Source organism: Ruegeria sp. F11, from assembly GCF_056533855.1.
The window spans coordinates 1-10,724 of the sequence record NZ_JBQFOW010000017.1; the positions used below are offsets into that span (position 1 = coordinate 1).

Sequence of the window (10,724 nt, forward strand, 5' to 3'; positions counted from 1 at the left end):
TCTCATCTCCACTCCTCGGTGGTTACGATGTGCCAGAAACCCTCTCTTATCAAATCACCCTAAACTGTCCCATTGGCGCTGACGTCAAACAATGCCCACCTACACACTGTTTTTTGAGCTACCGCCCTAACCGCATTTCGAATGCCCACAACTGCGGCAGGTCATGCAGCCCTCGATCATCACCATGTCAAACTGGCCGCAGGACGGGCACGCCTTGCCGCGCGGGGCGTCCATGTTGACCACCTGCGCCTGCGGGTCGGATTTCAGGCCCATGCCCTCCCCTTCCAGAAAGCCGATGCTGATCATGTGCTGCTCGATCACGCCGCCAATCGCGGCCAGGATCGAGGGGATATACTTGCCCTTGACCCAAGCCCCGCCGCGCGGGTCGAACACGGCTTTCAATTCCTCAACCACAAAGGACACATCCCCGCCCCGCCGGAACACGGCCGAGATCATCCGGGTCAGCGCCAGCGTCCAGGCGTAATGCTCCATGTTTTTCGAGTTGATGAACACCTCGAACGGGCGGCGGCGACCTCCGTGGACGATATCGTTGATCGTCAGATAGATGGCGTGTTCACTGTCCGGCCATTTCAGCTTGTAGGTCGAGCCCTCAAGCGCCTGCGGGCGGTCCAGTGGCTCGGACATATAGACAACCTCACCGCCATCGACCTGATGCGGGGCATCGGCGCTTTCACCCGGCGCTTTGTCATCGCTTTCCGAGACTGTCAGGACCGAGCCGGTTACATCGTTGGGACGGTATGTGGTGCAGCCTTTGCAGCCCTGATCCCAGGCCTGAATGTAGACATCCTTGAAGGCGTCGAAACTGATATCCTCGGGGCAGTTGATCGTCTTGGAAATCGAACTGTCGATCCATTTCTGCGCCGCCGCCTGCATCTTCACATGGTCAGAGGGGGACAGCGTTTGCGCATTGACGAAAAAGTCCGGCAACTCGACATCGCCGAACTTGTCGCGCCACATTTGCACGGCATAGTCGACCACCTCTTCCTCCGTGCGCGAGCCATCCTTTTGCAGCACCTTGCGCGTGTAGGCATAGGCAAAGACCGGCTCGATCCCCGAAGACACGTTGCCCGCGTACAAGGAAATCGTCCCCGTCGGCGCAATCGAGGTCAGCAGCGCGTTGCGGATACCGTGTTCGCGGATCGCGTCGCGCACATCGTCATCCATCTGCTGCATGGTGCCGCTGGCCAGATATTTCTCGGCGTCGAACAGAGGGAACGCCCCTTTTTCCTTCGCCAAATCGACCGACGCCAGATACGCGGCGCGGGCGATTGCGTGCAACCAGCGCTCGGTCTGACGCGCCGCTTCGTCCGAGCCATAGCGCAGGCCCAGCATCAGCAGAGCATCCGCCAGGCCAGTGACACCTAACCCGATGCGGCGCTTGTCCTGCGCTTCGGCCTCTTGCTCGACAAGCGGGAATTTCGACGCGTCTACCACGTTGTCCATCATGCGGACAGAGGTTGCGACCAATTCCTGCAGCGCGTCCTCATCCAGATGCGCGGCGTCCTCGAACGGTTCGGCCACCAGACGCGCCAGATTGATCGAGCCCAGCAGACAGGCACCGTAAGGCGGCAGAGGCTGCTCACCACAGGGGTTCGTGGCCGCAATGGTCTCGACATAGCTCAGGTTGTTGGCCGCATTGATCCTGTCGATGAAGATCACGCCCGGCTCGGCATAGTCATAGGTGGCCTGCATGATCTTGTTCCACAGATCGCGGGCCTGCACGGTGTGATAGACCTTGTCGCCGAACACCAGTTCCCACGGGCCATCGGCCTTGACCGCCTCCATGAACGGATCGGTCACCAGCACCGACATATTGAACATGCGCAGACGGGCGGGGTCGGATTTGGCGGTGATGAATTGCTCGATATCCGGGTGATCGCAGCGCATGGTCGCCATCATCGCCCCCCGGCGCGAACCTGCGGACATGATCGTGCGGCACATCGCGTCCCACACATCCATGAATGACAACGGCCCCGAGGCATCCGCCGCGACCCCTTTCACATCCGCGCCGCGCGGACGGATGGTCGAGAAATCATAGCCGATCCCGCCGCCTTGCTGCATGGTCAGCGCGGCCTCTTTCAGCATGTCGAAAATGCCGCCCATGCTGTCGGGCACGGTGCCCATGACGAAACAGTTGAACAGGGTCACCTGACGCGCGGTGCCTGCGCCTGCGGTGATGCGCCCGGCGGGCAGGTATTTGAAATCTTCCAGCGCCGCATAGAACTTTTCTTCCCAATGCGCCGGATCATCCTCAACCCGTGCCAGATCACGGGCGATGCGCCGCCAGCTATCCTCGACCGTCTGGTCGATGGGCGTGCCATCCGCCTGCTTGAAGCGGTACTTCATGTCCCAGATCTGCTCGGCGATGGGGGCGGCAAAGCGGCTCATTGGTGATTCCCTGTGCTGAATGAGATCGCCAGCCTAGCACCCACTACACCTTGATGAAAGTGAATACCGAGCTACAATATCAAGCAGGGCCTTGGGACGACTCTGTGGGAAAGCTGTGGATAAGTACGTAAACGTCATCAAACTGTCGGTCGGCTCGGAAAGCGTCGAGACGTTGATGGCGTGGCAGGATAGCCGCAGACCGCTGTACGAGGACGGCTGCCCGCGCCATGTCACCCGCATGTGGCCCAAGCGCGAGGCCGAGATTCTGAACGGCGGATCAATTTATTGGGTGATCAAGGGCGTGGTCCAATGCCGCCAGCGCATCCTGCGGCTGGACGAAGTGCGCGGCGAGGACGGCATCCGCCGCTGCGCCATCGTGCTGGACCCCGAATTGCATCGCACCCAGACCGCCCTGAAACGCCCGTTCCAAGGCTGGCGTTATCTGAAACCCGAGGATACCCCCGCCGATCTGCCCAAGGGCCGCGCGCAAGACGATGCCCTGCCCGACGATCTGAACCGCGCGCTGGCCGAGATCGGGGTGCTTTAGCTCAACCGATCCAGCAATTGGTTCAGAACCGTCTTCTCTGCCGGATCACATTTCGCCACCCTACTGCGCCACAGCGTTGCCTGCGATTGCAGGATCAGCCCGTCCGACAGGATTTTCAGGTGGTTCGCGCGCAGGGTTTCCCCGGTCGAGGTGATGTCGGCAATCGCCTCGGCGGTTTCGTTCATCACGGTGCCTTCGGTCGCGCCCTGACTGTCGACCAGAGTGTAATCGGCGACGCCCGCATCGGTCAGGAACTCGCGCACCAGCCGGTGGTATTTGGTGGCGATCCGCATCCGGTGACCGTGGGTCTTGCGAAAGGCCGCCGCCGCCGCATCCAGATCGTCCAGCGTATCCACATCGACCCAGCAGGCGGGCGTGGCGATGATCAGATCGGCCTTGCCAAACCCAAGTTGCGAGATTTCTTCGACCTGCTGCTCCCAGCGCGGCAGTTTTTCGTGCACAAGATCAATGCCGGTCACACCCAGATGAATGCGGCCCGCCGCCAGTTCGCGCGGGATTTCCCCTGCGGACAACAGGATCAGCGAAACGCCGTCGATCCCTTCGACCCGCCCCGCATATTCCCGGTCCGATCCGCTGCGCGACAGGGTGATGCCGCGCTTTTCGAACCAGGCGAAGGTTTTCTCCATCAACCGGCCTTTTGAGGGCACGCCCAGTTTCAGGCTCATCGCGCGTCCTCCTCGATCTCGAGCATCAGGTCCGGGCGTATCACGCCGCCGATGGCGGGAATCTCGGCGCCCTCGCCCAACTGCCGGGTCAGCGCGTCATAGCGCCCGCCGGTGGCGATCGGCGGCAGATCGGGGCGGCGCTCGGCGTAGAAGCCGAAGACGAAGCCATCGTAATATTCCATCGAGGTGCGGCCGTAAGAGGCTTCGAAATCCAGACGGTCCACATCGACGCCCCGCGCCTGCAACGCGGCAATCCGCGCCTCAAGCCGGTCCAGCGCAGGGGTGATCTGGGGCAGGTCCACGGCCACGTCCCGCAAGTGCTCCAGCGCGAAAGGCATGGTTTCACGGACGTTGAGCAGCGTCTCGAGCCCCGCCAGTTCGTTGTCGGAAATCGCAGGCGTGTCGCGGTCTTCGCGCAGCGCCTCGATCCGCGCTGCGATCTCGGGCGCGCGGCGCTTGCCGATCATCGGGAAATCGAAACCCATCGGGTCGGCGGCGTCCAGCAGGGCATCGCGCCCCTCGGACGCGGTTTTGCGCCCCGCGAAACGATCCAGCAGCAGCCGGAAGCGGCGCGGACGCCACAGGTGCCGCATCAACGCCTCCTTACGCCGTTCGGTCGTTTTCAGGCCCGCCACCGCCGCCGTCAGAATGCCAATATCGCCGGTCGCAGCCCGCAGCGGCAGCCCGCGCAGTTGCAGCGCAAACAGCGAGAAGACCTCGGCATCCGCCCCGGCGGGATCGTCGCGATCAAAGACCTCGTAACCCACCTGAATGTACTCGTTCGAGCGATCCGGGTCGTGTTCCTGCCGCCGGAAGACCTCACCCGAATAGGTGTAGCGCGCGGGCTCGGCCCCCTCGCGCATATGCATCTGCACCACGGGCAGGGTGAAATCGGGGCGCAACATCTGCTCGCCGCGCAACGCGTCCGAGGTCACGTAGGCGCGCGCGCGGATATCCTCGCCGTAGAGGTCCAGCAGGGTGCCTGCAGGTTGCAGCAGAGGCGTGTCGACCACCTGCGCCCCCGCCGCCTCGAACCGGACCCGCATCATCGCGGCGCGGGCCTGTATCTGGGAACGATTGGGCATGGCTCAGTCCTGACTGTCCAGAATTTCGCGCACCTTGGCGACCAGATCACCGCGCGGCACTTCGAACTGGCTGGGTCGTTCTTTCCATTCCTCCAGCGTGGCGCTTTCGGCGATCTTCGCGCCAAGGATCAGGTCCTTGATCTGCACGATGCCACCCGCCTTCTCGTCGCCACCTTCGATCACCGCAATGGGCGAGTTCCGCTTGTCCGCATATTTCAGCTGATTGCCGAAGTTCTTGGGGTTGCCCAGATAAACCTCGGCCCGGATACCGGCATTGCGCAGCTCGGCCACCATCGCCTGATAGTCAGCCATCCGGTCTCGATCCATCACCGTGACGACCACAGGGCCCGTCGCCTGCGCGGTTATCCGGCCCTTCTCACGCAAGGCGGCCAGCAGGCGGTCCACGCCAATTGAGATGCCGGTCGCAGGGACTTCCTGCCCGGTGAACCGCTTGACCAGATCGTCATAGCGACCACCGCCTGACACCGATCCAAACTGCCGTTTGCGGCCTTTCTCATCGAATATTTCAAACGTCAGCTCAGCCTCATAAACCGGTCCGGTATAGTAACCGAGGCCACGCACAACCGAGGGATCAATCTCGATCCGATCCGAGCCATAACCGCCCGCATCCAGCAAAGCACCGATCTGTTCCAACTCGGCAATGCCATCCGCGCCGATCTTGCTGTCGCCCACCGCAGCACGCAGATTGGCCAGCGTCCCGGCGGTATCCGCAGCCTTGGAGGTCAGGAAAGCAATCACCGGTTCAGCCTGATCCTCGCTCAGCCCCACACCATCGATAAACGCGCCCGAGGCATCCAGTCGGCCCTTGGTCAGCAGTTCGCGCACACCGGCTTCGCCCACCTTGTCGAACTTGTCGATGGTGCGCAGGACATTGTCACGGGCAGCGAGGTCTTCGCCCAGCCCCATCGCCTCGAGCACGCCATTCAGAACCTTGCGGTTATTGACCCGCACCAGATAATCACCGCGCGGGATGCCCACGGTCTCAAGCGTGTCCGACAGCATCGCGCAGATCTCGGCATCCGCAGCCATCGAAGCAGTGCCGACCGTATCCGCATCACACTGATAAAACTGACGATACCGCCCCGGACCCGGCTTTTCATTCCTCCAGACCGGACCCATCGCATAGCGGCGATAAGGCGTCGGCAGGTCGTTACGGTGCTGCGCATAGACGCGGGCCAGAGGCGCGGTCAGGTCATAGCGCAGAGCCATCCAATCACCGTTGCCGCCGTCGTCGAATTCCTGCCATGCAAAGACGCCCTCGTTCGGGCGGTCCACATCCGGAAGGAACTTCCCCAGCGCCTCGACCGTCTCGACCGCGCTGCTTTCCAAGGCGTCGAACCCATAGCGATGATAGACGCCCGCAATTGTCCGCAGCATCTCGGTGCGCTGCGAGACTTCCTGGCCGAAATAGTCGCGGAACCCTTTCGGCGTGACGGCCTTGGGGCGGGGCTGTTTCTTGGGCTTGGCCATGTGGGGCGTCCTTCGCGGTCATCTTCCGCGCGCGGTCTATCCCATGGCCTGCATCGGGGCAAGGCAGGGTTTCACTGGCTTTGCCCGGCGCGCGCCGGTATGACCACCCGCAAAGGAGTGCCCCATGCAGCATCTGGAAGAACAGATCGCCCACCTGACCCGCACCGTCGAGGACCTGAACGCGGTCGTCACCCAGCAACAGGACGAGATCGACCGCCTGACCCGCCGGGTCGAGATGCTGTTTCAGCGTGAGGCCGAACGGGCGCAGGAAGGGTCCGGCGGGATCGTCTACGGCGACGAACGCCCGCCGCATTACTGAGCGCTTACAACCCCAGCGTCGATTTCACCGCGTCATCGACCACGCCGCCCAAAAGAGCATCCTTGTCCGCCGCGCAGCCCTCGGACAGAGCGGAGATGAAGGCTTCGCGCAGTTGGGCTTTTTCCTCGTCCGTGGTCGCGTGATCTTCGATGTTGATCTGGCGGTTATACAGCGACAGGGCGGTCATCTTTCCGACAACCTCCACCACAAAGGCCTCATCCCCGTCCGCCTCTTCTGCAATCGAGGCGCATGTGTAGTGCATCACGGGCAAAGCATCCTGAACCATTTGTTCGGCAGCCTCGTCGGCCAAAACCGCACCCGGCAGGGATACGCAAAGGGCAGCGAATACGAGTCGTAGTGCATACATCATCGCGCTCATTTCCAGTTATGTCCGATAATCGCCCCGGCCACGCCACCGATGGCCGCGCCCTTGCCGTCGCCGATCAGGGCACCGACACCAGCGCCGATCAAAGCGCCTTCTATGGTGTTTTTCTTCTTTTTGTCATCCGCCAAACCGGCCGATGCCAAAGCAAGCGACGCGACAGCCGCCATCGCAACCGTTCTGAACCCGAGACCTGAAATCGTCATGTGAACACCCTCCCGTGGCTATGCCCAATCAATCCGTCTGCACCCAGCCTAGCGGGGTGCTAACCGTCTGGCAACAAAGCCCGGCGTCAGATTTCTTCGACCGAGATTACGCCTTCCAGAGACTTGATCGCCCCCTTGATCTGCGGGTTGATCGGGAAGTCGTGGCCTAGATCCATCTCGACCTCGCCAGGCAGACCCGGTGCAATCAGCAACAACTGGATCGGCCCGCGCGAGGCGTTCTTGGCCGCCTCCGCCGCATCCGCCAGAACCTTGGCAACGGTGGGCAGCGCCTGCGCTTCGTCCAGAAAGATGCGTAAGCCAGTCGCTCCGGCCTCGGCCACGACCGAATCCACTGGCCCGACAGATCGGCCCAAAAGCTTGAGCTGATCCGCCTCCATCGTTGCCTCGACGGTCAACACCACCTGCGCACCGGTTTCCAGAAATTCACGGCTTTTCTCAAGCGTTTCCGAGAACAACGTGACCTCATAGGCCCCTGTCGGGTCGGACAGTTGCGCAAAGGCAAAGCGGTTGCCGCGCGCCGATTTCCGCTCCTGCCGACCGGCGACAACGCCCGCCATCTTGGCGATCAGCGGGCCCGAGCGGGCCTTTTCCGTCACCTCATCCAGTGTCAGCACCTGCTTGCGTTTCAGCGCAGGCATGTAGTCGTCCACCGGGTGGCCAGAGAGATAAAAGCCGATGGCCTTGAACTCTTCGCTCAGCCGTTCCGCAGGCAGCCAGTCAGGCGAGGGCGACAGGCGCGGTTCGGGCAGGTCATCACCCGCCTCGCCAAACAGAGACACCTGGTTCGAGTTCTTCTGGTCGTGAATGGCCGCCGAATACTGCACCAGCGGGTCGAGGCTTTCGAACACCCGACGGCGGTTCTTGTCGAGCTCGTCAAAGGCCCCGGCCCGCGCCAGCATCTCCAGGGGGCGCTTGCCAACTTTCTTCAGATCGACTCGGCGGGCGAAGTCGAACAGGTTGACAAAGGGCTTATCCGCGCGGCCTGCGACAACCAGATTCATCGCCTCGACGCCCACGTTTTTCAACGCGCCCAGCGCGTAGACCAGATACTTGTCGACCACGTCAAACGTCGCCTGAGACCGGTTCACGCAAGGCGGCACGTAGGGCAGTTCCAGCCCTTTGCGGACCTCTTCGAAGTAAACTGCCAGCTTGTCCGTCAGATGGATATCGCAATTCATGACCCCCGCCATGAACTCGACCGGATGGTTCGCTTTCAGCCAGCCGGTCTGATAGCTGACCACCGCATAGGCCGCCGCGTGGGATTTGTTGAAGCCGTAGTTGGCGAACTTATCCAGCAGGTTCCAGACCTCGGTCGCCTTGGGCTCGTCCACGTCGTTTTCGGCAGCGCCTTTGAGGAATTTGGGCCGCTCGGCATCCATCGCCTCCTGGATTTTCTTACCCATCGCGCGGCGCAGCAGGTCCGCGCCGCCAAGGCTGTAGCCCGCCATTTCCTGCGCGATCTGCATCACCTGTTCCTGATAAACGATGATGCCCTGCGTCTCGTCCAGAATATGGTCGATGGACGGATGCAGCTTGTCCCGCTCGCTGAGCTTGTTCTTGACCTCGCAGAACTTCGGGATGTTCTCCATCGGGCCGGGTCGATAGAGCGCGACGAGGGCGATAATATCTTCGATACAGTCCGGCTTCATCCGCTTGAGCGCATCCATCATGCCCGAGGATTCCACCTGGAACACCGCCACGGTCTTGGCGGCTGAATAGAGTTTGTACGTCGCCTCATCATCCAGCGGGATGGCGTTGATCTGGTTCTCGGCCCCGTCGGCGGGTTCATAGAGTTCGGTGCCATCGGCGGCCAAGTGCAAGGGCCGCCCGGATTTGAAGATCAGGTCCATCGCGTTCTGGATCACGGTCAGCGTCTTCAGGCCCAGAAAGTCGAATTTCACCAGCCCGGCCTGTTCCACCCATTTCATATTGAACTGTGTCGCCGGCATATCGGACCGAGGGTCCTGATAGATCGGGACGAGCGCGTCCAGAGGCCGGTCGCCAATCACAACCCCCGCCGCGTGGGTCGATGCATTTCGCAGCAATCCTTCGACCTGCTGGCCATAGTTCAGCAGCCGGTCCACAACCTCTTCGCTGCGCGCCTCTTCGCGCAGGCGCGGTTCGTCTTTCAGCGCCTTTTCGATGGAGACGGGTTTAACCCCCTCAACCGGGATCATCTTGGACAGGCGATCCACCTGCCCATAGGGCATCTGTAGCACCCGCCCGATATCGCGCACGGCAGCCTTCGACAGCAAGGCACCAAAGGTGATGATCTGCCCCACCTTATCCCGCCCGTATTTCTGCTGCACATAGCGGATCACCTCTTCCCGGCGATCCATGCAGAAGTCGATATCAAAGTCGGGCATCGAAACCCGTTCGGGGTTCAGGAACCGTTCGAACAGCAGCGAATAGCGCAGCGGGTCAAGGTCGGTGATCGTCAGCGCATAGGCCACCAAAGACCCCGCGCCCGAGCCCCGCCCCGGCCCCACCGGAATGTCGTGATCCTTGGCCCATTGGATAAAGTCGGCAACGATCAGGAAATAGCCAGGAAACCCCATCCCTTCGATGATGCCAAGTTCGAAATCCAGCCGCTCCTGATACTCCTCGGGCGTGACTGCATGGGGGATCACGGCCAGACGTTTCTGCAACCCGTCATTCGCAATCCGACGCAGCTCGGCCACCTCATCATCGGCGAATTTCGGCAAGATCGGATCACGACGATAAGCCATGAAAGCGCAACGCCGCGCGATTTCCACCGTGTTCTCAATTGCCTCGGGCAGATCGGCAAACAGCGTCACCATTTCCTGCTGCGACTTGAAATAATGCTGCGCGGTCAGACGACGGCGGCCTTCCTGCTGATCGACATAAGCGCCTTCTGCGATACAGATCAGCGCATCATGCGCTTCATACATATCCGAGGTCGGGAAGTAGACATCGTTGGTGGCGACCAAGGGCAGGTTCTTGGCATAGGCCATCTCAACATGCCCACGCTCGGTCAGGCGCTCGGCCTCGGGCTGACCATCCTCACCCGGATGGCGCTGCAATTCGATATACAAGCGATCCGCAAACATCGCCGCCAGACGATCCACCAAAGCCTCAGCCGCAGGGCGCTGCCCCTGTTGCAGCAACATCCCCACCGGCCCATCCGGCCCGCCAGTCAGACAGATCAGGCCATCCGACCGCTCGGCCAGCTCATCAAACGTGACCTGCGGCAACTGCCCGCCCTTGTCCACGTAAAGGCACGAGCTCAGCTTCATCAGGTTCTCATAACCCACCTCGGACTGCGCCAGCAGAACCAAAGGCGCGGGCGCTTTGGGCTTCTCCCCCGGCTGCGCCTGCACATAGGTCAGATCAACCTGACAGCCCATGATCGGCTGAATACCGGCACCGCTGGCCGTCACCGAGAATTCCAACGCCGAGAACATCGAATTGGTGTCGGTCACCGCAACGGCGGGCATCTCTGCCTTCTCGCAAAACCCCGGCAGCTTTTTCAGCCGCACAGCGCCTTCCAGCAGTGAATATTCAGTGTGAACGCGGAGGTGAATGAATCGAGGGGTACTGCTCATGCGGACCAAGCT

9 protein-coding genes are annotated in these 10,724 nt (G+C 61.6%); 2 read left to right on the forward strand and 7 right to left on the reverse strand.

The genetic code is table 11. The features are described from left to right. Positions 1 to 126 precede the first annotated feature (126 nt). On the reverse strand, positions 127 to 2,409 hold the full coding sequence (locus tag ACR0NJ_RS18725; RefSeq protein WP_480818616.1) for an adenosylcobalamin-dependent ribonucleoside-diphosphate reductase: 2,283 nt from the start codon (positions 2,407 to 2,409) through the stop codon (positions 127 to 129). Positions 2,410 to 2,524: 115 nt separating this feature from the next. Here ACR0NJ_RS18725 and ACR0NJ_RS18730 point away from each other — a divergent pair, with 115 nt between their 5' ends. Further along, complete coding sequence (locus tag ACR0NJ_RS18730; protein ID WP_480818617.1) at positions 2,525 to 2,956, forward strand: DUF1489 family protein; 432 nt, start codon at positions 2,525 to 2,527, stop codon at positions 2,954 to 2,956. On the opposite strand, the gene hisG is transcribed toward ACR0NJ_RS18730, so the two are convergent. The 3 genes from hisG to hisS are packed head-to-tail and all read right to left on the reverse strand — an operon-like array spanning position 2,953 to position 6,218. Beyond that, complete coding sequence (gene hisG / locus ACR0NJ_RS18735; RefSeq protein WP_480818618.1) at positions 2,953 to 3,642, reverse strand: ATP phosphoribosyltransferase; 690 nt, start codon at positions 3,640 to 3,642, stop codon at positions 2,953 to 2,955. The genes ACR0NJ_RS18730 and hisG overlap by 4 nt on opposite strands. Next, positions 3,639 to 4,727, reverse strand: coding sequence for an ATP phosphoribosyltransferase regulatory subunit (locus ACR0NJ_RS18740; protein ID WP_480818619.1), 1,089 nt, complete (start codon positions 4,725 to 4,727; stop codon positions 3,639 to 3,641). Before ACR0NJ_RS18740 ends, hisG begins: the two co-directional genes overlap by 4 nt. A gap of 3 nt (positions 4,728 to 4,730) precedes the next feature. Then, positions 4,731 to 6,218: a histidine--tRNA ligase gene (hisS, locus tag ACR0NJ_RS18745; RefSeq protein ID WP_480818620.1), complete on the reverse strand. Its 1,488-nt coding sequence runs from the start codon at positions 6,216 to 6,218 to the stop codon at positions 4,731 to 4,733. Positions 6,219 to 6,342: 124 nt separating this feature from the next. Between hisS and ACR0NJ_RS18750 the strand changes: the two genes are divergently transcribed. Then, complete coding sequence (locus ACR0NJ_RS18750) at positions 6,343 to 6,537, forward strand: SlyX family protein (RefSeq protein WP_480818621.1); 195 nt, start codon at positions 6,343 to 6,345, stop codon at positions 6,535 to 6,537. Positions 6,538 to 6,541: 4 nt separating this feature from the next. Here ACR0NJ_RS18750 and ACR0NJ_RS18755 read toward each other — a convergent pair whose 3' ends face one another. From ACR0NJ_RS18755 to dnaE, 3 genes are all read right to left on the reverse strand, one after another. Continuing rightward, positions 6,542 to 6,904 (reverse strand): hypothetical protein, encoded by a 363-nt coding sequence (locus tag ACR0NJ_RS18755; RefSeq protein WP_480818622.1) that lies wholly within the window; start codon positions 6,902 to 6,904, stop codon positions 6,542 to 6,544. A gap of 8 nt (positions 6,905 to 6,912) precedes the next feature. Beyond that, the gene (locus ACR0NJ_RS18760; protein ID WP_480818623.1) at positions 6,913 to 7,125 is read right to left on the reverse strand and encodes a YMGG-like glycine zipper-containing protein; all 213 of its coding nucleotides are present in this window, start codon (positions 7,123 to 7,125) and stop codon (positions 6,913 to 6,915) included. An 86-nt stretch (positions 7,126 to 7,211) separates the two neighbouring features. Continuing rightward, the gene (gene dnaE / locus ACR0NJ_RS18765; RefSeq protein WP_480818624.1) at positions 7,212 to 10,712 is read right to left on the reverse strand and encodes a DNA polymerase III subunit alpha; all 3,501 of its coding nucleotides are present in this window, start codon (positions 10,710 to 10,712) and stop codon (positions 7,212 to 7,214) included. Positions 10,713 to 10,724 lie beyond the last annotated feature (12 nt).

Coding starts and splice junctions, on each gene's coding strand:
- dnaE (WP_480818624.1), bottom strand. CDS start 10,712: ATGAGCAGTACCCCTCGATTCATTCACCTCCGCGTTCACACTGAATAT.
- hisS (WP_480818620.1), bottom strand. CDS start 6,218: ATGGCCAAGCCCAAGAAACAGCCCCGCCCCAAGGCCGTCACGCCGAAA.
- ACR0NJ_RS18750 (WP_480818621.1), top strand. CDS start 6,343: ATGCAGCATCTGGAAGAACAGATCGCCCACCTGACCCGCACCGTCGAG.
- ACR0NJ_RS18740 (WP_480818619.1), bottom strand. CDS start 4,727: ATGCCCAATCGTTCCCAGATACAGGCCCGCGCCGCGATGATGCGGGTC.
- ACR0NJ_RS18725 (WP_480818616.1), bottom strand. CDS start 2,409: ATGAGCCGCTTTGCCGCCCCCATCGCCGAGCAGATCTGGGACATGAAG.
- ACR0NJ_RS18760 (WP_480818623.1), bottom strand. CDS start 7,125: ATGACGATTTCAGGTCTCGGGTTCAGAACGGTTGCGATGGCGGCTGTC.
- ACR0NJ_RS18755 (WP_480818622.1), bottom strand. CDS start 6,904: ATGTATGCACTACGACTCGTATTCGCTGCCCTTTGCGTATCCCTGCCG.
- hisG (WP_480818618.1), bottom strand. CDS start 3,642: ATGAGCCTGAAACTGGGCGTGCCCTCAAAAGGCCGGTTGATGGAGAAA.